Below are 17240 nucleotides of genomic sequence, written 5' to 3' on the forward strand. Positions count from 1 at the left end.
TCACGAGGGCAGCCGGGGCATTTTGACCATGTAGTGGAGCATATCCATGGCCGTACCGAAACGAAAAACCTCCCCGTCGAAGCGCGGCATGCGCCGCTCGGCCGATGCGCTGAAGGCCCCGACCTATGTCGAGGACAAGAATTCCGGCGAGATGCGCCGCCCGCACCATATCGACCTGAAGACCGGCATGTATCGCGGTCGCCAGGTTCTGGAGCCGAAGGAAAGCTGAGAACGCTTTCGACGGTTTGGGACTATCGAAGGACCGGCCATCGCGCCGGTCTTTCTGCGTTTTGCGCAGATGATCGCCCCTCGAATTGTTGTCAAATACGCCAGCAACCGTACCGGATGCAGCCGTACCGGCTGGTACTGTTATTACGCACGGTCTTTGTCCGTGTTCGCGGTCGCGTGCGAAAATTCTTGACGGCGAACGCCGAGCGCATACTAGAGAAGGCTGTCCAACCGGAGCCTTCTGATGTTCGGTGCCATCCCGCTGCTGATCGTACCCTTCGTCCTCTATAATCTTGGGCTTCTGGGCATATTCGGCGGCGGAGACGATCCCTGGGCAATCCAAATTTTTTCGATCCGCATGATGTCGGGCGGAGTGTTCTCGATGACGCTCGGCGATCTGATCGTGCTGATCGGGCTGCTTCTCTTCTTCGTCGAAATCTTGAAATCGACGCGCACGACGAGCGCCTCGATCATGGACCACCTGTTGTCGACCTTCGTCTTCGTGGCGTTCCTGGTCGAGTTCCTGCTGGTGAAGGGCGCGGCGCACTCGGTTTTCTTCATTTTGATGGTCATCGCACTGGTCGATGTCCTGGCCGGCTTCTCAGTATCGATGCGAGCAGCCAGCCGCGACATAACCATGAGCTAATGCATGTCGCGCAAAGCATGCCTCGGGCTTGAACGAGGGTGCGCAGCGGTTTTGCTGTAACGACATGCATAAAGGCGGTGAAGCAGCCGCCTCGTGCCGACGGCAGGACACGCCGGACCGCTATTTTTTCTTGGCGCGTGTCGGCTTCTTCACCGGAGCAGCCGGCGCATTGGCGAGGTCTTCCGCTTCCTTGGCAAGGCGGAGCGCCCTCAGCTTGTTGGTCTTTATCTGGCGGGCATCGCTCTCGGCGACATATTCCGCCATCGCCTTCTGACGAACCGTAGCTGCCTCTTCCTGCTTCTTGAAACGCAAATCGGCCCGCGCGCGGGCAGTATCCTTAGAGTTCTCAACCAAGGGCTTTTCCAATCCCGTAAATTATAGCTTTCAACGGCTTTAATAGCAGAGCCGCCCTGCGATGGGGGAAATAAGTTGGTCAGGCGCCGGCATCGCACCCGGCGCCCGCCGCCTTTCGGGCGACAACCGCCTCGTATCCGGCCTGCAACGTCGCACGCACGGTGGCATCCGGCGGCGTGTCGGAAGGCGTGCCCAGATGTTCGTGGCGCAGTTCGTCCATGAACTTTTCCCACATCGGCGGGCCGCCCTTTTCCAGAAGCTCGGCGCGGATCGAGAGCTCCTCGCTGACCGGCAGCCAGACGCGACCCCAGGCGCCGAGATGCGCCAGGATCGGCACCAGCGTTATCGCCATTTCGGTCAGGCTGTAGATCGCCTTCTGCTTGTGGGTGGGATCGTCGGCCCTGGTCAGCATGCCGAGTTCCATCAGCCGCTTCAGCCGATCGGCGAGGATGTTGGAAGCGATGCGTTCCAATGACCCGTTGAGCAGGTCGCGAAAGTGGCGTTTGCCGCCGAAAATCATGTCGCGGAGGATGATCAGGCTCCACCGGTCGCCGAACACTTCAAGCGACAGGTTGATCGGGCACCCAGACCGATGATCGTTGCTCATGCGAATCTCCGATAGAAACCGGTTGCATTATCATAGCAGTTTTATTATCGTGCAACTGATTGCGAAATGCAATCGGTTTTGCAGAGAGGAGACGGCGACCATGACCAAGGCAGCGGAACCCGAAATCGTGTCGCAGACGTTTGGCGATCCCGCGCATCCGCCGATGCTGCTGATTATGGGCGCGATGGCTTCGATGCTCTGGTGGCCTGAGGCGTTCTGCCGGAAACTGGCCGGCAAGGGCCTGTTCGTGATCCGCTATGACAATCGCGATACCGGCCGTTCGACCAAATATGCGCCGGGCGAACCGCCTTACACTTTCGACGACATGGTGGACGACGCCATTCGCGTCCTCGACAATCATGGCATCGCGAAAGCGCATGTCATCGGCATGTCGATGGGCGGCATGATCGCGCAACTCGTGGCGTTGAAATATCCGTCGCGGATCCTCTCGCTAACGGCGATCAGCACTTCGCCAATCGGGATCGACACGTCGCATCTGCCAGGGACGAGCGAAGCCTATATGAAGCATTCGGCCGAAGGCGCCAAGGTCGACTGGTCGGACCGAGCCCAGGTGGTCGACTACATCGTCAAGGACGCACATGCGATCGCCGGCACCGCGCATCCCTTCGACCAGAAGCGGACGAGGGCCTTCGTCGAACAGGACTACGACCGGTCCGGCGGTTTTCTAAGCGCGACCAATCATTTCATGCTTGAGAGCGGTGAAGATCGGGGCAGCGAGGATTGCAAGGGTCGCCTGAACGACTTGAAGGTTCCGCTCCTCGTCATCCACGGCACCGCCGATCCGATCTTTCCGGTCGAGCATGGCGCCGCTCTGGCCGAAGCAGTTGCCGGCGCGAGGCTTGTCCGCATTGAAGGCGGCGGCCACGAACTCCATCCCGACGATTGGGCCGCGATCGTTGATGCCATCGTCACCCATAGCCAAGCCAGGTAAGCGCGGAGCCGGACCTTGACACACCATACAACCTGCGGGTGGAATGCGCGCGAGCGCCCCAGCCTGAGCCAAAGACCAGCAGAATCGGGAGGATATGATGAAACTCTACTGCGGCATCGGTCCGAATTCCTACCGCGTCCGCATCTTCATGGCTGAGAAAGGCATCGACGTTCCGCGGGTTGATGTCGATCTGACAAAAGGCGAGCACAAAACCCCGCAATTCCTTGAGCTCAACTCACTCGGCCAGATTCCCGTGCTCGTGCTCGATGACGGGACGGTGATCACCGAAAGCATCGCCATCTGCCGCTATCTGGAGGCGCTTCATCCAACGCCGGCACTATTCGGCTCGGACGCGGTCAGCCAAGGCAAGGTCGAGATGTGGAACCGCCGCGCCGAGATCGAGATCTTCGGAACGATCGGCAGTATTGCGCTGCATTCCGATCCCATGTTTGCGGAGCGACTTGTGCAGTTCCCGGCTTTCGCCGAAACCCAGCGCGAAGCCGTTCCGGCAAAGTGGGCGTGGCTTGATTGCGAGATCGCCGATGGCCGCCCGTTCATCGCGGGCGACCAGTATTCCGTCGCCGACATCACCGCCGCCGTCGCAGCGTGGCTTGGCGCCTTCTTCGGAGCCGACATCCCGGACTCGCTCGTCAATGTCCATCATTGGCTCGACCGCGTTCAGAAACGTCCAAGCTGGAACGCTTAGGCCGGTGTCAGACATTGTTTCAATGAGATGTGCGGCTCAGCGCCAGCACCTGGATCCAGAGAAGCTTCGCCATGCCTGTCTACTGGCAAAGATGCGACGGCGCACCTCAGCTTCCGGGCGAGCCAAGCTGCTCGACTTCCCAGAACTGGTCGAGCCAGATGTTGAGCTTCAGGAAACCGGCACTGCTGACCGTATAGACGCGCCTTGTCCCTTCCGGCTTGGCGTTGACCAGCCCGGCGTCGAGCAGCACTTTCAGATGCTGCGAAACCGCCGGGCGCGAGACCGGCAACCCGGCGGCCAGTTCGTTGACGGTCTTCGGGCCGCGCCGAAGCTCTTCCAAGAGATAGCGCCGGTTGGGATCGGCAATCGCCATGAAGGCGTCGGAAAACATCATGCCTTATTTGTGGGGCAAAGTTTTCCAAATCTCAACCGTTGGTTTCAGGCTTTCTGCGCGGATCGAGCCGCAACGCTTCCGGGGTGATCGAGCGCTCGGCCGGTTGCGTCTTGAAGGCGTCGCGGTCTTCGATTGGCACCGGTGCGCGCCGGCTGATGCGCAGCAGCGTATAGCCTGCCAGACAAAGATGCGCGAGGGCCGTTGCAAGGAACAGGCTTTCCGGACGCATCCAGCCCATCAGGCCGGCGGCCAGCAGCGGCCCGATCATCGTGCCGAAACCATAGAGCAGCAGCAGGCCGCCGGACACTTTAACGAAATCCTCCGCCCGGGCGTGGTCGTTGGCATGGGCCACGGCGATCGAATAGAGCGTGTAGGCAAAGGCCCCGTAGGCGGCGGTGCAGACGATGACGAAGACGCCGGAGCGCGGCTCGAACAGGAACAGCGCGATGGCGAACAGCGCCGCGCCGAAGGCCAGGCCCGCCAGCACGAAGCGGCGGTCGGTCTTGTCGGAGAGACGCCCGGCCGGAAGTTGCATGGCGGCGCCGGCGACGACCACCAGGCTCATCATCAGCGCGATCTCCGCCGTGGAAATGCCGATGCGGGCGCCATAGACGGCGCCAAGCGTGCCCCAGGCGCCGTTAGCGACGCCGATCAGAACGCAGGCGATCGCCGACACCGGCGAATTGACATAGAGCCCCTTGACGTCGAGCGAGACGTCCTGCAGCGGCTTGGGATGCGAAGCCGTCGACACTGCGGTCGGAATGAGCGACAGGCAGAACAGGATACCGGTGATCATGAACAGCGAGGCCGACTTCACATCACCGCCGGCAACGATCATCTGGCCGCCCATGATCGAGGCATAGGTGACCATCATGTAAAGGCCGAAGACGGCGCCGCGGTTCTCGTTGGTGGACTTCTCGTTGAGCCAGCTTTCGATGATCATGAAGGCGCCGGCCATGGTGAAGCCGGTGAAGGCGCGCAGCAGGATCCAGATATATTCGTCGATGATCAGGCCGGTGAGCAGTGCGACGATGGCTCCCGATGCCGCAAAGGCGCCAAAAGCGCGTACGTGACCGGCGCGGCGCACCAGGCGCGGCGCAAAGAAGCAGCCGGTGACGAAGCCGCCGGCCCAGGCCGTGCCCATCAGGCCGAGCGATGCGGTCGAGAAACCCTCCAACTGGCCGCGCAGCGGCAACAACAGCCCGTGCAGTCCGGTTGCCGCCAGCAGGAAAGCGGTGCCGCGAAGCAGCGAAAGGATCGGTCGGTAGCTTGCGAACATTTAGCTGATCCGGCTGGAATTTGGGGAGGGTCTGAAGACAGTCGCATTCGAGCTTTTCGCGGCGGGCGCTTCGGCTCTGGAAACTATCCGCGGCGAAACAGCGCCTCGGCCGCTGATTTGGTGGTGCTCTTGGTCTTGAGCTCGGCTTCGAGCCGGGCGATCTCATCGCGCAAGATGCCGATCCGCTCGGACAGTTCATCGACGGAAAGCAGCGACAGATCCTGCCCGATCTCATGCGGGCGCGCTTTCTTTTTGGGTTCGTCGTCGAAGATCGCCATCGTCGCTCCTCGCTCATGCGTCAAAATTAAACGGCTACAGCGTCCTTGGCGCGTCCAATCGCACGCCCGGCGCTGCAGTGGCCATTTGCCTGATTTGGCAATCAGCATACATAGGGCAGGGGCATGGATGCAAACAGTCGGCAATAAAACCGGCAAGTCGGAAAGAACTGGCGAAGCGAGACGGGAAAAATTCATGGCGAGTGGACAGGACAAGATTCCGGCGAAGATGACGGCCATCGCGATCTCGGAACCCGGCGGACCGCGGGTTCTGAAACCGGAAACGCGCGACGTGCCCGTGCCCGGACCTGGCGAAATCCTGATCCGGGTGCGCGCCGCCGGTATCAACCGGCCGGATGTGCAGCAACGCAAGGGCGTCTACCCGCCGCCGCCTGGTGCGTCGGACCTGCCGGGCCTCGAAGCGGCAGGCGAAGTTGCAGCTCTTGGCGACGAGATATCGCGCTGGCGCGTCGGCGACCGGGTCTGCGCGCTGACGCCCGGCGGCGGCTATGCCGAATACGTCAAGGTGCATGCCGGCAGCGTGCTGCCGCTGCCCGCCGGCTTTACCCACACCGAAGCGGCGGCGGTACCGGAAAACTACTTCACCGTCTGGCATAATGTCTTCGAACGCGGCGCCCTGAAGAGCGGCGAGACGCTGCTCGTGCATGGCGGCTCGTCCGGGATCGGCACCACGGCGATCCAGCTCGCCTCGGCCTTCGGCGCCCATGTCATTACCACTGCCGGCAGCCAGGAGAAGTGTGACGCCTGTCTGAAGCTCGGCGCCGACCGGGCGATCAACTACCGCGAGGAGGACTTCGTCGCGGCGGTCAAGGACGCGACCGGCGGCAAGGGCGCCAACGTCATCCTCGACATGGTCGGCGGCGACTATGTGGCGCGAAACTACGAGGCCGCGGCGGTGGAAGGTCGCATCATCCAGATCGCCACGCAGAGCGGGGCGGTGGCAAGCACCGACTTCTCGAAGATGATGGCCAAGCGGCTCACCCACACCGGCTCGATGCTGCGGCCGCGCACCGTCGAATTCAAGGCGGCGATCGCCGCAGCGCTGGAGGCGCAGGTGTGGCCGCTGCTCGGCACCCGCAAGGTAGCACCGGTCATGGACATGATCTTTCCGCTCAGGGAGGCGTGGCGGGCGCATGAGCGGATGGAGGACGGCGACCACATCGGCAAGATCGTGCTCGATGTCGGCTGACGGGCGGCAAGCAAGCTGAACAAAACCTTAATTGCGCAATGCAACAAACGCATTGCCGCCATGCAAAAGCGTCTGTTCAACTTTTCATCAGCGGTGCCTATTTGAGCGGCATCGAAACGATGGAGGACTACCATGAACCCGATCCGTGCTTTCCGTAACTGGCGCATGTACAATGAAACCGTGCGCGAACTGAACCGCTTGAACGCCCGCGAGCTCAACGACCTCGGCATCAACCGTGGTGACATCGAGAGGATCGCCCGCAAGACGCTTTGATCCGCCAAGCAAGAGGCAGGCGGATTTGCCGCCGCCGGTTCCGAGCCCGCTGGACGAGTCCGGCGGGTTTTGTCGTTTTGAAGTCCGAGGCAACAGCAGCGGCTGCTATGATGGCCACTATCCAGATCCGAATACAACTCGACCGCAATCTGCGGTTGACTCCAGTTTCAGCGTGGGCATTTTGATCGCGCGGGACTAGGTCAGAGGGTGGGAGCGCTGATCCGGGCCAGTAGCGTGCTGACTCTGAAACAGGCTTGCGCCCATGTTCGACGATCTGACGGACAAGATCTACGAGGCGGCTTTCGTGCCGGAGCTTTGGGGGGAGACGCTCGGATCTGCCGGCAGTATTTCTGGTTCGGCCACTGGCGCCATCTTCCTGTTCAGCGCCGATTCTCCGGTCCGCGGCAGATTGAGTGACGTTTCTTCGGGCAACGCCATCCGATCCTTGTTTGACGAATTTGTCGCCAGCGACGCCTGGAAATTCTCTGACGCCACCCAGCGTATGTGCAGCATGCAGCCGGCGAGCTTCGTTCAGGTCGAAGATTTCCTGACAGTCGAAGAGGTCGAAAACGATCCTGTGCGGGTAAAACTGAGAGCGGCCGGTATCGGCGCGCACGTTTGTTCGGCAGTTGCGATGCCGAGCGGCGAACTCGTCACTTTCGTCTTTCAACGGTGGATGAAGGATGGCACCTACGATCGGGCGTCGGTCGATCGGCTGGACCAGCTTCGCCCGCATTTCGCGCGGGCCGGCATGGTCTCGGCGCGATTGGGGTTGGAACAGGCCAGGGCGACCGTCTCGGCACTCGAGACCATCGGGCTGCCGGCCGCGGTCATGGCTGCATCGGGACGCGTGCTGACGGCCAACAGCCTGCTGGAAGAAATGACCGAGATGTTTCTGCCAACCGCCTATGGCGGCATGGCGATCGCCAATTCCTCCGCCAATGCGCTTTTCCAGTGGGCCATTCTCGAGAACCGCAACGATTTCGCGATCCGATCCATTCCTGTTGCTGCGAACGAAAGCCGGCCGGCTCTGGTCATCCATCTTTTGCCGCTGCGCCGCGCCGCACATGATATTTTCTCCGGCGCGGACATCCTGGTTGCGGCGACGGCGGTAAGCGCCAGTTCCGTCGTGCCTTCACCAACCCTCCTCGCGGGCCTGTTCGACCTGACGCCCTCCGAGGCTCGTCTGGCCGCCGTGCTTTCGCGGGGACGACCCTTGAAAGATGCGGCATCCGACTTGAAGATCACCGTGAAGACCAGCCGGACCTATCTTGAGCGGATTTTCGCCAAGACCGGGACACGCCAGCAAAGTCAGCTGGTCGCCTTGCTCAAGAGCACAGAACCGCTCAATCGCAGATGACGATCGGCCTAAAGCGCGTCGCGTTCGACCGGCCTCATGCGACGCGCTTAAGGTTGTTGTTTTTATGCATGTCGTTATCGCAAAATCACTGCACACTTTTGCGCGACATGCATTAAATCGGTGGAAAGGCCGTCTATTTGTCGCTTCAATGGCTAAGCGCGGCAAAACCAATCGCTATCAAGGCGCCTCCCAGCACGATGTCCATGTGCTTGCGGAAACGGTTGTAGAATTCGCGCATGGCTGGCTGGGAAATAGCCAGCCCGACAAGGCCAAACCAGGCGATTGCAATGGCAAAAACCAGCGCTGCCAGGGATATCTGGATTGCCCCGCGCGTATTCAAGCTCAGCGCAGAGGATGCAAAAAACAATGCGGTGGCCGGATTTGCCGCCGCCGTGACAAACCCCAGCCGGAAGTACCGAAGGATTGGAACCGGCTTCGGCTCGTCGGCGCCGATCGTGATCGACAGCGCCCGCCGCATCGAATTCCAGCCGATGAAGACCAGCATTGCGTCGTAAAGGCTGGCGGCTATCTGGTGCGCAATGCCCCCCGGCGGCAGCGCGGCAACGCCCGTCGCGACGACCATCGCCAGCGAACTCGCGCCCAGGGCAATGCCGGCGGCGGCCGAAAGTGCTGTGGCACGCGAAGCGGTTAGCCCGGCCTGCGCGACGACAGCAAAATTGGCGCCCGGCAGCATTGCCAGAAGCGCATAGGAAATGGCGAACGGAAACAACCCCGCCGCGACAGCGTGCCCGGTTTCCAACATCGATCAGCCCACATCGGCGGGGCTTGCTCTCCCAAAGCAGGTCGCCGCTACCGAAGCGAAATTTGGATGAAACATGTTCCCACTAACAGTCGGCAAATGCCGACAGAAGGACGTTTTGTTGTCGGGCTAGCGGCCGCGGCCGCTGAGCGGCTCACCGAAGGCGCGATGCTGAAGCCGACAAGGCTGCCTTGACAGGTTCGATATCTCCCGCCATCTCGCGACTACCTTCCAAAAACGTTGCGGAACGGCAACGGAGCGGCTATATAAACCGCGATTTTCCCATTTTGGTGGCTCTAAAACCACCGCCCGCGCGGGAACGCGGGCGAACGAGAAGGATATTTGCAATGGCCAATACGCTGCTGATGCCCAAGGCGACCGCCGTCTGGCTGGTCGACAACACCGCGCTGTCCTTCGAGCAGATCGCGCAGTTCTGCGGACTGCATCCGCTCGAGGTCAAGGCGATCGCCGACGGCGAATCGGCGCAAGGCATCAAGGGCATGGACCCGATCATGACCGGCCAGCTGAGCCGCGACGAGATCGCACGCGCCGAGAAGGATCCGAACCATCGGCTGAAGCTGTCAGACCCCAAGGTGCGGGTGCCGGAATCCAAGCGCAAGGGTCCGCGCTACACGCCGCTGTCGAAGCGCCAGGACCGGCCCAACGCCATCCTCTGGCTGGTGCGCAACCATCCCGAGTTGAAGGACGCGCAGATCGCGCGCCTCGTCGGCACCACCAAGTCGACGATCGACCAGATCCGCGACAGGAAGCACTGGAATTCAGCCAACCTGCAGCCGATGGATCCGGTGACGCTGGGGCTCGCCTCGCAGATCGACCTCGACATGGAAGTCAACCGCGCCTCGCGTGGCCGCGAACAGGCACAGCCGGCCGGCGACACGCTGCTGCCGGCGGCATTGACCGAGCGCCTCGTGCCGGTGCCGGAGAAGCCAAGGGACGAGGATGCGGAACTCGACGCCAACGCCGTCTTCGCCAAGCTCTCGGCGCTGAAGTCGAAGGACGAGGACAAGGACGACGAGGAGGGCTGAGGCGCCTCTTCCTTCTCCCCTTGTGGGAGAAGGTGGATCGGCGCGCAGCGCTGAGACGGAAGAGGGGTGTTGGAAGAAATGAGGCGTCGGCGTTCCCTGGAACAGCCCTCATCCGGCCGCTTCGCGGCCACCTTCTCCCACAAGGGGAGAAGGAAGAGGCGCCGCGCCTAGGTTCGCGCGGCCCGGTCCGGCGCCATGCCGTAGTCCTCGCTGCGCTCCACCGCACGGTAAAAATCGGCGAGCTGCTTGCCACGCTCCGGCTTGAAGACGCGGCCGGCTATGACCACTGAAGCAATGCGGTCGATGCGGAAAGCGCGAAAGTCGTCGCGCATCTCGCACCAGGCGACCAGCGTCCACACCTTGCCCCAGAACCACAGGCCCAATGGCCTGATGTCGCGCACGGTGCTGCGGCCTGCTTCGTCGGAGTAGTCGATGGTCAGCACCTGGCGTTTTTCCACCGCGCGCTCGATCAGGTCGATTGCTTCGCGGGCGGCGTCGCTCACCACCCACATCGGCGTGTGGATCTCGGTGCGGGCGATGCGGTCCTTTTCGGCATCGGGCAGCACGGCGCCGATCTTGACCAGCGCCTCGTCGGCGGCCCGCGCCATGGCAGCGCCGCCAAATGCGCGCACCATGCGGGCGCCGGCGACCAGCGCGACGATCTCGTCACGCGTGAACATCAGCGGCGGAAGGTCGAAACCCTCCCTCATCATGTAGCCGACGCCGGCCTCGCCGTCGATCGGCACGCCCGTCGACTGCAGGTCGGCGATGTCGCGGTAGATGGTTCGCTCGGAAACTTCGAGCCACGTGCCCAGCTTCTGGGCGGTGACCAGACGGCCACCGCGCAGATGCTGCACGATCTGAAAGAGCCTGTCGGCGCGGCGCATCGTACGGTCCCTCGATGTTGTTTTTAGCCTGTCGTTGTCCCCAAACCGGTTTCAACTTTCGGGCGATGCATTATGGCTCAAGCCCTTCGCGCTTGCGCTGCGCGGCGACGAATGCCGCGCCGAAGGACAACTTCCCTGTTGTCGGCGTCTTTGCATCCAGCACCCGCCAGAACGGCGCGATGTCGCTCAGCGTCATGCCGCGTTCCAGATCCTCGTTGGCGGCCTCGGCGACAGTGCGCAGATGATAGCCGATGGTGACCGGACATGTCACTTCGGCGCCGTGCTCAATGGCGAGCGCGGTGCGCAACGCGCGGACATCCATGGCCACGCCCTTTGGAATGGAGCGGATGAAATCATCGACCTGCCGTGCCGTCGGCATCAGCATCGGCTGGCCCTCGACGACGTCGCCAACAGTCCGCGGCGTCGGCTTGATACCGTTGATGCCCGGCGTGTTCAGCCTGTCGTTCCAGCTCTTTACCATGCGTCACCTAGACGAAGAGCCCGAAGCTGTTACAGGGATGAAGGCCATGTCTGTCTCCTGGTACTTTCGAATTATTGCACGCCGCTCCTGACACCATACTGTCAGGAGGCTTCAGCATATTCCCCTTCTGCATACTCCTTGGCGAACAGCGTGCGCATCTCAGCGAGATCGCTGCTTCTCTGGGGATAGAGCGTCTTCAAATAGGCAAGAGCGAAGGTGCCGGGAGCCGAACCCGGCGCGGACACGATGCGACCGTCGGCGACGGCATAGGGCACGTCCTGATAGTTCTGGGCGCCCGGATAGCCCGGTTCCTTTTCGTTGATCCAGTCACGACCATTGCTGGTGTGTTTGGCGTTGCCGAACAGGCCGGCACGCGCTAGTGCCAGCGTGCCAGCGCAGATGCCGCCGACCACACCGCCGCGCGCTGCGACGGCTGTCAGCAGTGCGGAGACGTCAGGCGGAGCATCGACCCACTGGTCGGAGCCGATGACCGCGACGGCGTCAAGATCGGTGTTTTCATCAACCGCGGTGGAGCGGTCCGGCGTCAGCATAAATCCGCTGGCCGAAGTCACCGGTTTGCCGTTCGGCGCCAGCGAAACCGCGCGTGCGCCGAACCATTCGACCGCCGAAGCCGCCAGCAGCCCGTATTCCCAGTCGGCGAAGCGATCGATGAAAAGAACGCCCATAGTTTTCTGTTCGGACATTTGCTGCTCCGTCTTTCGGTCCGCCGGACCTGTTTATCTGGGCGCGTGGCGTCCGCATGCAACCGCTGCTGCGAAAAAATCGCCTCAATGGCCGCGGCGGTGGCGGCAATCATAGTTATCCGGCCAACCGATGTCCTTGCGGATGCTCTGCGGCAACCCGTTCATGAAACGCCGGGTGCGGATCTCGTTGCGCATCGTCCGGATCTTGCCGACATAGTGCTGAACGCTACGCAGAATGGTAAAACCGTTCATGGCTAGTCTCCTCTCTTTCGATGGAGACACTATCGCACAGCCCTCCTGACAGCAGTCTGTCAGGAGGCTGAGCGGTCTTTGGTGAGCGTGCCAGGTTTTGCCGGTTCTGATCCGTTTGCTCGAGTGAAGCAGGCTTTCTGGTCGCCGGGATCAAGTCTTTCATCTGCCAACGACGGACCGTCGGAATCCGCAGCAGCGACAGGGCCGGGGTTCTGATATCTAAAGAGAAAAATTTTCCAGAGATCAGGGAGATGACAATGAGCCTGCAACTGACAGGAATTCACCATCTGACCGCAATCACGGCCAATGCACCCGGAAACCTTCGTTTCTACACCAGGACCCTGGGCCTGCGACTGGTCAAGAAGACGGTCAATCAGGACGACACGTCGGCCTATCACCTTTTTTATGCCGACGCCGAGGCGACGCCTGGCACCGATCTTACCTTCTTCGATTGGCCGGTCGGACGCGAGCGGCGCGGCACCAACAGCATCGTGCGGACCAGCCTGAGGGTCGCCAGCCCTGAAAGCCTTGTCTGGTGGAAGCAGCACCTGCCCGGCGACCCCCTCGCGACGGAAGAGATCGGCGCGACGGGAGAGATCGGCGATATCGGCGGCTACCCGTCGCTGGACTTCGAAGACCCGGAAGGCCAGCGCCTGCGTCTCGTCAGCGATGGCGGCAAGGGCGACAGTCATCCCTGGGCTCGAAGCCCGATCCCCATCGAGCACCAGATACGCGGGCTCGGGCCTGTCGTCGTCAGCGTTCCCGACATCACCAATACTGAAACCCTGCTGACCAGGGTGATGAACATGCGCAAGGCGAGAAACTATGCCTCGCCGGATGGTCAGGGCCAGGTTCACGTCTTCGAGATGGGAGAAGGCGGCCCGGCGGCGGAGATTCATGTCGCCGTGCAGCCGGGCCTTGCGCCGGCACGGCAGGGCGCCGGTGCGGTCCACCACGTCGCATTCAGGGCGCCGGACCAGGAGATTTTGCATCAATGGACGGCGCGGCTGGCCGAATTCCGCCTGCCGTCAAGCGGCGAGGTCGAGCGATACTACTTCCGTTCGCTCTACTTCCGTGAGCCGAACGGCATATTGTTCGAGATTGCGACAGACGGCCCGGGATTTACGGCCGACGAGCCGCTGGAAACGCTGGGCGAAAGGCTGGCCTTGCCACCGTTCCTCGAACCGAAACGGGCTGCGATCGAGGCCGGTCTCAAGCCGCTGGCATAGTGCTCCCGTGAGCGAACGAAAGGAGCACTTTAAGAGCCGACCGTGATGTTGGAGGGCGCGCGTCCTTTGGAGGCGCATAGGATGCTCCAGCAGAATGACTCTACGCATCGTGCTCTTCGAAAATCGATTTCGATTTGCGGGCCGATGCGCTAGTCAAAAGCGGCATGTCGAAACTCCTCGCGCTCGTTATCATTGCCATGATGGTCATCCAGCTGATCAAGCCGCTCGGCTGGCCGGGGCTGAAGCGGCGCAGCGATTTCTGGAAGCTGGCGGTATTGGCGATGGCGGCGATTTCGATAACAGCGGCGCTGGGGCATTGGACGTAGGGCTGGGACGTAGCGCTGGCGGGCCGCTATGCGAGGCGTGGTTCGTTGGCCAGCACCAAATCGACCAGATGTTCCGCCCAGGCCCGGTAGCCGGCTTCCGAGGCATGAAATCCGTCGGATGCAAAACCGGCTTCGGCATTGGTGATCGGCAGGCGCGGCGCCGGCACAGCCCCGCGTTCGAGGCAAAGGCGCTCGCCCATCCGGTTCATCTCGGCGGCGCGGATTTCCAGGAGCTTTCCGAGCAGCGGCGGCATTGCCGGTGCGCGGGTGAATTCCAGCACCGGCGACCACACCACGCGCGCCTCCGGCCATTTGGCGCGCAGCGCGTAGAGCAGGCCGCCAAAATCGCGCTTGAAGCGTGGCACCGAGTGAAAGTTCTTGGTGTCGTTGGTGCCGACGGCGAGCACGATATGCGTCCACGGATCGGCCGACAGATTGGGCAGCACATGATCGCGGATCTGGCCTGAGGTCGCCGAGTTGAAGCCGGCTGCCCGCCAGCGCACCGCGCGGCCGGTGCGTTTCGAGATCAGCTCGGCCAGTTGCGCGGCCAGCCCGTATTCGGAATTGCCGATGCCGACCGAGGCGGCGGAAGAATCGCCAAGCATCAGCAGCGAGATCGCCGGCACCTGGCCCGAAATCTCGTGCATGACCGGACCTTGTGCCGGCAGCATGCGGCTGGTGCGACGGCGCACGCCGAGCCCCTGCCAGACATAGACCGGAAAGGCGAGCCAGGTGAGGAGGGCAAGAAAGCGCTGCATCAAAAGCCAGTTGATGGGGGCAAGCGACGTTCGGGCTCAACGCAAGCCGACACCGGAATCGCATTTTCATGGAGCATTTTGGAGCAGATGGAACCCGGACACATGGCCCGGGTTCGGACGAAGTTAAAAAGACCGGTCAGGCGGCCTGTTCCAGCTCCGGCTGCCATTTGCCAAGCGCTGCCAGGTGGTTCATGTGGGCGCGGTGGGCGAAGGCTGCCTGGGCAGCGGCGACGTTGGCCGCCTTGCCGCTCCATGCTTTCTGTGGCGCCGCCTGCAAGGCGCGGCCATAGGAGAAGGTCAGCTTCCATGGATGCGGGCCGATGGCGTTGATGGCGTTGAGGTTGGCGGTCGCCTCCTCATCCGATTGCCCACCGGAGAGAAAGGCGATGCCGCCAATCGCTGCCGGCACCGTTTCGCGGAACAGTTTTATGGTCTTTTCGGCGACTTCCTCGGGGCTGCTGGTGCTGCCGGACTTCTTGCCGGCGAGAACCATGTTCGGCTTCAGAATGGTGCCTTCAAGGACGACGCGGGCGGCGTAGAGCTCGGTGTAGAGTTTCGCCAGCGTTGCCTTGCTGATCTCGTAGCAGGTGCCGATGTCGTGGGCGCCGTCCATCAGCACCTCCGGCTCGACGATTGGCACGATGCCGGCCTCCTGACAGAGCGCCGCATAGCGGGCGAGCGCATGGGCGTTCGAGCCGATCGACGTGGCGGAGGGCACGTCCCTGGCGACGTCGATGTCGATCACCGCACGCCATTTGGCGAAACGGGCGCCGAGCTTGTAATAGTCGGCGAGCCGCTCGCGCAGGCCGTCGAGGCCTTCGGTGATGGTGTCGCCGGGGTACCCGGCCAGCGGCTTGGCGCCGGCATCGACCTTGATGCCTGGAATGGCGCCGGTCGCCTTGATGATGTCGACCAGCGGCGTGCCATCGGCGGCTTTCTGGCGAATGGTCTCGTCATAGAGGATGACGCCGGAGATGTATCTGGTCATTGCCTCCCTGGCGCGGAACATCATCTCGCGATAGTCGCGGCGGCTGTCGGCGGTCGATTCGACGCCGATGACGTCGAAGCGCTTCTTGATGGTGCCGGAACTCTCGTCGGCGGCCAAAAGACCCTTGCCGTCGGCCACCATCGCAGCGGCAATGTCCTCGAGTCGTTCGCTCATTGTGCATCCTCCTGAACCGGTTGTTCCAAACAGTGTGAAAATCCGGGCTAGCAGACCACTAGAGCAAAGCAGGTTCAAGTCGAACCATTCCAAGCGGAAAGCTCGAATCGATTGAAACGCGCAAACGCCCCTGTTCGCCTGTTGCCCAGGGCCTCAGCGCTTCAGCACGTCGACACCGGGCAACGGCTTGCCCTCCATCCATTCCAGGAAGGCGCCGCCGGCGGTCGAGACATAGGTGAAGTCGTCGGCGACGCCGGCATGGTTGAGGGCGGCCACCGTGTCGCCGCCACCTGCCACCGAGATCAATTTGCCGGCCTTGGTGCGGGCCGCGGCGTGCCTGGCCGCCGCCACCGTCGCCCAGTCGAACGGCTCGATCTCGAAGGCGCCGAGCGGGCCGTTCCAGACCAGCGTCGCGGCGCGGTCGATCCAGTCGGCAACGGTCTTCACGGTCTTTTCGCCGACATCGAGGATCATGGCGTCGGCCGGCACCTCTGATATGGCGACGGTTTCGCTGGCGGCGCCCGCCTTGAATTCCCTGGCGACGACACCGTCGACCGGCAGGATGACGGCGCAGCCGGCTTCGGCCGCCTCGATCATGATCTGCTTGGCGGTGTTGGCGAGATCATGCTCGCACAGCGATTTTCCGACGGCGGTGCCGCGCGCGGCGAGGAAGGTGTTGGCCATGCCGCCGCCGATGACCAGCGCGTCGACCTTCTTCACCAGATTCATCAGGAGGTCGATCTTGCTCGAGACCTTGGCGCCGCCGACGATGGCGACGACAGGGCGGATGGGATTGCCGAGGCCCTTTTCCAGCGCGTCGAGCTCGGCTTGCATGGTACGGCCGGCGAAGGCCGGCAGCAGCTGCGCAAGCCCTTCCGTCGACGAATGGGCGCGGTGGGCGGCGGAAAAGGCGTCGTTGACGAAGATGTCGCCGTTGGCGGCGAGTTTTTCGGTGAAGGCCGGGTCGTTCTTCTCCTCGGCCTTGTAGAAGCGGGTGTTTTCGAGCAGCAGCACGTCGCCGTTGTTCATGGCGGCGACGGCGCTCGCGGCCTTGTCGCCGATGCAATCGGCCGCGAAGCCGACAGGGCGGCCAAGCACCTCCGCGGCCGCCCTGGCGATCGGCTCAAGCGAGAATTCGGGCGAAGGTCCATCCTTGGGCCGGCCGAAATGGGCAAGCAGGATGACCTTGGCGCCCTTGCCGGAAAGCTCGGCGATGGTCGGCGCGATGCGCTCGATGCGGGTGGCGTCGGTGACCTTGCCGTCGGCGACAGGAACGTTGAGGTCGACGCGCACCAGCACGCGCTTGCCGTCGATATTGCCGATGTCGTCCAGTGTCTTAAAGCCGGCCATG

At 62.5% G+C, this 17240-nt stretch carries 23 protein-coding genes; 10 read left to right on the top strand and 13 right to left on the bottom strand.

Annotated features, from left to right (window positions below):
* The first annotated feature begins 46 nt into the window (after positions 1 to 46).
* Complete coding sequence (gene rpmF / locus AC0L18_RS25335; protein ID WP_006203806.1) at positions 47 to 229, top strand: 50S ribosomal protein L32; 183 nt, start codon at positions 47 to 49, stop codon at positions 227 to 229.
* Between the two features lie 243 nt (positions 230 to 472).
* Positions 473 to 874, top strand: coding sequence for a hypothetical protein (locus tag AC0L18_RS25340; RefSeq protein WP_473494675.1), 402 nt, complete (start codon positions 473 to 475; stop codon positions 872 to 874).
* Between the two features lie 120 nt (positions 875 to 994).
* On the opposite strand, the gene AC0L18_RS25345 is transcribed toward AC0L18_RS25340, so the two are convergent.
* Both AC0L18_RS25345 and AC0L18_RS25350 read right to left on the bottom strand, forming a co-directional pair.
* The gene (locus tag AC0L18_RS25345; RefSeq protein WP_023797044.1) at positions 995 to 1228 is read right to left on the bottom strand and encodes a hypothetical protein; all 234 of its coding nucleotides are present in this window, start codon (positions 1226 to 1228) and stop codon (positions 995 to 997) included.
* A 79-nt stretch (positions 1229 to 1307) separates the two neighbouring features.
* On the bottom strand, positions 1308 to 1835 hold the full coding sequence (locus AC0L18_RS25350; RefSeq protein WP_473494676.1) for a winged helix-turn-helix transcriptional regulator: 528 nt from the start codon (positions 1833 to 1835) through the stop codon (positions 1308 to 1310).
* Positions 1836 to 1935: 100 nt separating this feature from the next.
* Between AC0L18_RS25350 and AC0L18_RS25355 the strand changes: the two genes are divergently transcribed.
* Positions 1936 to 2787: an alpha/beta fold hydrolase gene (locus AC0L18_RS25355; protein ID WP_473494677.1), complete on the top strand. Its 852-nt coding sequence runs from the start codon at positions 1936 to 1938 to the stop codon at positions 2785 to 2787.
* A 97-nt stretch (positions 2788 to 2884) separates the two neighbouring features.
* Positions 2885 to 3493, top strand: a complete 609-nt coding sequence (locus AC0L18_RS25360) for a glutathione S-transferase family protein (RefSeq protein ID WP_473494678.1) — start codon at positions 2885 to 2887, stop codon at positions 3491 to 3493.
* 106 nt (positions 3494 to 3599) lie between these two features.
* Here AC0L18_RS25360 and AC0L18_RS25365 read toward each other — a convergent pair whose 3' ends face one another.
* The 3 genes from AC0L18_RS25365 to AC0L18_RS25375 all read right to left on the bottom strand — a co-directional run bounded on the left by AC0L18_RS25365 (position 3600) and on the right by AC0L18_RS25375 (position 5444).
* Positions 3600 to 3887: an ArsR/SmtB family transcription factor gene (locus AC0L18_RS25365; protein ID WP_254019480.1), complete on the bottom strand. Its 288-nt coding sequence runs from the start codon at positions 3885 to 3887 to the stop codon at positions 3600 to 3602.
* A gap of 31 nt (positions 3888 to 3918) precedes the next feature.
* Positions 3919 to 5166, bottom strand: a complete 1248-nt coding sequence (locus AC0L18_RS25370) for an MFS transporter (protein WP_023797051.1) — start codon at positions 5164 to 5166, stop codon at positions 3919 to 3921.
* A gap of 83 nt (positions 5167 to 5249) precedes the next feature.
* Positions 5250 to 5444 (bottom strand): DUF1192 domain-containing protein, encoded by a 195-nt coding sequence (locus AC0L18_RS25375; RefSeq protein WP_023797052.1) that lies wholly within the window; start codon positions 5442 to 5444, stop codon positions 5250 to 5252.
* A 193-nt stretch (positions 5445 to 5637) separates the two neighbouring features.
* Between AC0L18_RS25375 and AC0L18_RS25380 the strand changes: the two genes are divergently transcribed.
* The 3 genes from AC0L18_RS25380 (at position 5638) to AC0L18_RS25390 (ending at position 8284) form a co-directional block, all read left to right on the top strand.
* Positions 5638 to 6651 carry an NAD(P)H-quinone oxidoreductase gene (locus tag AC0L18_RS25380; protein ID WP_473494679.1) on the top strand — a complete coding sequence of 338 codons (1014 nt, stop codon included), beginning with the start codon at positions 5638 to 5640 and terminating at the stop codon, positions 6649 to 6651.
* Between the two features lie 132 nt (positions 6652 to 6783).
* Positions 6784 to 6924 (top strand): DUF1127 domain-containing protein, encoded by a 141-nt coding sequence (locus AC0L18_RS25385; protein ID WP_023797054.1) that lies wholly within the window; start codon positions 6784 to 6786, stop codon positions 6922 to 6924.
* A gap of 262 nt (positions 6925 to 7186) precedes the next feature.
* Positions 7187 to 8284 (top strand): helix-turn-helix transcriptional regulator, encoded by a 1098-nt coding sequence (locus AC0L18_RS25390; RefSeq protein ID WP_473494680.1) that lies wholly within the window; start codon positions 7187 to 7189, stop codon positions 8282 to 8284.
* Positions 8285 to 8429: 145 nt separating this feature from the next.
* On the opposite strand, the gene AC0L18_RS25395 is transcribed toward AC0L18_RS25390, so the two are convergent.
* The gene (locus AC0L18_RS25395; protein WP_473494681.1) at positions 8430 to 9047 is read right to left on the bottom strand and encodes a LysE family transporter; all 618 of its coding nucleotides are present in this window, start codon (positions 9045 to 9047) and stop codon (positions 8430 to 8432) included.
* A 344-nt stretch (positions 9048 to 9391) separates the two neighbouring features.
* On the opposite strand from AC0L18_RS25395, the gene AC0L18_RS25400 reads away from it, so the two are divergent.
* Positions 9392 to 10090 carry a DUF1013 domain-containing protein gene (locus AC0L18_RS25400; protein ID WP_473494682.1) on the top strand — a complete coding sequence of 233 codons (699 nt, stop codon included), beginning with the start codon at positions 9392 to 9394 and terminating at the stop codon, positions 10088 to 10090.
* Positions 10091 to 10257: 167 nt separating this feature from the next.
* On the opposite strand, the gene AC0L18_RS25405 is transcribed toward AC0L18_RS25400, so the two are convergent.
* The 4 genes from AC0L18_RS25405 to AC0L18_RS25420 all read right to left on the bottom strand — a co-directional run bounded on the left by AC0L18_RS25405 (position 10258) and on the right by AC0L18_RS25420 (position 12414).
* Complete coding sequence (locus AC0L18_RS25405) at positions 10258 to 10977, bottom strand: helix-turn-helix transcriptional regulator (protein ID WP_023797058.1); 720 nt, start codon at positions 10975 to 10977, stop codon at positions 10258 to 10260.
* A 70-nt stretch (positions 10978 to 11047) separates the two neighbouring features.
* The gene (locus AC0L18_RS25410) at positions 11048 to 11458 is read right to left on the bottom strand and encodes a hypothetical protein (RefSeq protein ID WP_473494684.1); all 411 of its coding nucleotides are present in this window, start codon (positions 11456 to 11458) and stop codon (positions 11048 to 11050) included.
* Between the two features lie 101 nt (positions 11459 to 11559).
* The gene (locus AC0L18_RS25415; RefSeq protein ID WP_473494685.1) at positions 11560 to 12162 is read right to left on the bottom strand and encodes a DJ-1/PfpI family protein; all 603 of its coding nucleotides are present in this window, start codon (positions 12160 to 12162) and stop codon (positions 11560 to 11562) included.
* A gap of 84 nt (positions 12163 to 12246) precedes the next feature.
* Positions 12247 to 12414, bottom strand: a complete 168-nt coding sequence (locus AC0L18_RS25420; protein WP_023797061.1) for a hypothetical protein — start codon at positions 12412 to 12414, stop codon at positions 12247 to 12249.
* 257 nt (positions 12415 to 12671) lie between these two features.
* Between AC0L18_RS25420 and AC0L18_RS25425 the strand changes: the two genes are divergently transcribed.
* Both AC0L18_RS25425 and AC0L18_RS25430 read left to right on the top strand, forming a co-directional pair.
* Positions 12672 to 13643 (top strand): ring-cleaving dioxygenase, encoded by a 972-nt coding sequence (locus AC0L18_RS25425; protein WP_473494686.1) that lies wholly within the window; start codon positions 12672 to 12674, stop codon positions 13641 to 13643.
* Positions 13644 to 13807: 164 nt separating this feature from the next.
* The gene (locus AC0L18_RS25430) at positions 13808 to 13969 is read left to right on the top strand and encodes a hypothetical protein (protein WP_077380491.1); all 162 of its coding nucleotides are present in this window, start codon (positions 13808 to 13810) and stop codon (positions 13967 to 13969) included.
* A 26-nt stretch (positions 13970 to 13995) separates the two neighbouring features.
* On the opposite strand, the gene AC0L18_RS25435 is transcribed toward AC0L18_RS25430, so the two are convergent.
* The 3 genes from AC0L18_RS25435 to AC0L18_RS25445 form a co-directional block, all read right to left on the bottom strand.
* Positions 13996 to 14727: an SGNH/GDSL hydrolase family protein gene (locus AC0L18_RS25435; protein WP_473494687.1), complete on the bottom strand. Its 732-nt coding sequence runs from the start codon at positions 14725 to 14727 to the stop codon at positions 13996 to 13998.
* Positions 14728 to 14863: 136 nt separating this feature from the next.
* A complete protein-coding gene (locus tag AC0L18_RS25440) occupies positions 14864 to 15889 on the bottom strand; it encodes a class I fructose-bisphosphate aldolase (RefSeq protein WP_473494689.1) in 1026 nt (341 codons plus the stop codon).
* Positions 15890 to 16042: 153 nt separating this feature from the next.
* On the bottom strand, positions 16043 to 17239 hold the full coding sequence (locus AC0L18_RS25445; RefSeq protein WP_473494690.1) for a phosphoglycerate kinase: 1197 nt from the start codon (positions 17237 to 17239) through the stop codon (positions 16043 to 16045).
* Position 17240: the final 1 nt, after the last annotated feature.

It is taken from the genome of Mesorhizobium sp. WSM4819 (genome assembly GCF_055811215.1).

What these genes read in the sequence shown, in the direction of transcription:
- AC0L18_RS25370 (WP_023797051.1), bottom strand. Translation starts at nt 5,166, where the DNA reads ATGTTCGCAAGCTACCGACCGATCCTTTCGCTGCTTCGCGGCACCGCT.
- AC0L18_RS25440 (WP_473494689.1), bottom strand. Translation starts at nt 15,889, where the DNA reads ATGAGCGAACGACTCGAGGACATTGCCGCTGCGATGGTGGCCGACGGC.
- AC0L18_RS25350 (WP_473494676.1), bottom strand. Translation starts at nt 1,835, where the DNA reads ATGAGCAACGATCATCGGTCTGGGTGCCCGATCAACCTGTCGCTTGAA.
- AC0L18_RS25395 (WP_473494681.1), bottom strand. Translation starts at nt 9,047, where the DNA reads ATGTTGGAAACCGGGCACGCTGTCGCGGCGGGGTTGTTTCCGTTCGCC.
- AC0L18_RS25355 (WP_473494677.1), top strand. Translation starts at nt 1,936, where the DNA reads ATGACCAAGGCAGCGGAACCCGAAATCGTGTCGCAGACGTTTGGCGAT.
- AC0L18_RS25405 (WP_023797058.1), bottom strand. Translation starts at nt 10,977, where the DNA reads ATGCGCCGCGCCGACAGGCTCTTTCAGATCGTGCAGCATCTGCGCGGT.
- AC0L18_RS25420 (WP_023797061.1), bottom strand. Translation starts at nt 12,414, where the DNA reads ATGAACGGTTTTACCATTCTGCGTAGCGTTCAGCACTATGTCGGCAAG.
- AC0L18_RS25385 (WP_023797054.1), top strand. Translation starts at nt 6,784, where the DNA reads ATGAACCCGATCCGTGCTTTCCGTAACTGGCGCATGTACAATGAAACC.
- AC0L18_RS25430 (WP_077380491.1), top strand. Translation starts at nt 13,808, where the DNA reads ATGTCGAAACTCCTCGCGCTCGTTATCATTGCCATGATGGTCATCCAG.
- AC0L18_RS25410 (WP_473494684.1), bottom strand. Translation starts at nt 11,458, where the DNA reads ATGGTAAAGAGCTGGAACGACAGGCTGAACACGCCGGGCATCAACGGT.
- AC0L18_RS25380 (WP_473494679.1), top strand. Translation starts at nt 5,638, where the DNA reads ATGGCGAGTGGACAGGACAAGATTCCGGCGAAGATGACGGCCATCGCG.
- AC0L18_RS25435 (WP_473494687.1), bottom strand. Translation starts at nt 14,727, where the DNA reads ATGCAGCGCTTTCTTGCCCTCCTCACCTGGCTCGCCTTTCCGGTCTAT.
- AC0L18_RS25415 (WP_473494685.1), bottom strand. Translation starts at nt 12,162, where the DNA reads ATGTCCGAACAGAAAACTATGGGCGTTCTTTTCATCGATCGCTTCGCC.
- AC0L18_RS25425 (WP_473494686.1), top strand. Translation starts at nt 12,672, where the DNA reads ATGAGCCTGCAACTGACAGGAATTCACCATCTGACCGCAATCACGGCC.
- AC0L18_RS25390 (WP_473494680.1), top strand. Translation starts at nt 7,187, where the DNA reads ATGTTCGACGATCTGACGGACAAGATCTACGAGGCGGCTTTCGTGCCG.
- rpmF (WP_006203806.1), top strand. Translation starts at nt 47, where the DNA reads ATGGCCGTACCGAAACGAAAAACCTCCCCGTCGAAGCGCGGCATGCGC.
- AC0L18_RS25365 (WP_254019480.1), bottom strand. Translation starts at nt 3,887, where the DNA reads ATGATGTTTTCCGACGCCTTCATGGCGATTGCCGATCCCAACCGGCGC.
- AC0L18_RS25445 (WP_473494690.1), bottom strand. Translation starts at nt 17,239, where the DNA reads ATGGCCGGCTTTAAGACACTGGACGACATCGGCAATATCGACGGCAAG.
- AC0L18_RS25360 (WP_473494678.1), top strand. Translation starts at nt 2,885, where the DNA reads ATGAAACTCTACTGCGGCATCGGTCCGAATTCCTACCGCGTCCGCATC.
- AC0L18_RS25400 (WP_473494682.1), top strand. Translation starts at nt 9,392, where the DNA reads ATGGCCAATACGCTGCTGATGCCCAAGGCGACCGCCGTCTGGCTGGTC.
- AC0L18_RS25375 (WP_023797052.1), bottom strand. Translation starts at nt 5,444, where the DNA reads ATGGCGATCTTCGACGACGAACCCAAAAAGAAAGCGCGCCCGCATGAG.
- AC0L18_RS25340 (WP_473494675.1), top strand. Translation starts at nt 473, where the DNA reads ATGTTCGGTGCCATCCCGCTGCTGATCGTACCCTTCGTCCTCTATAAT.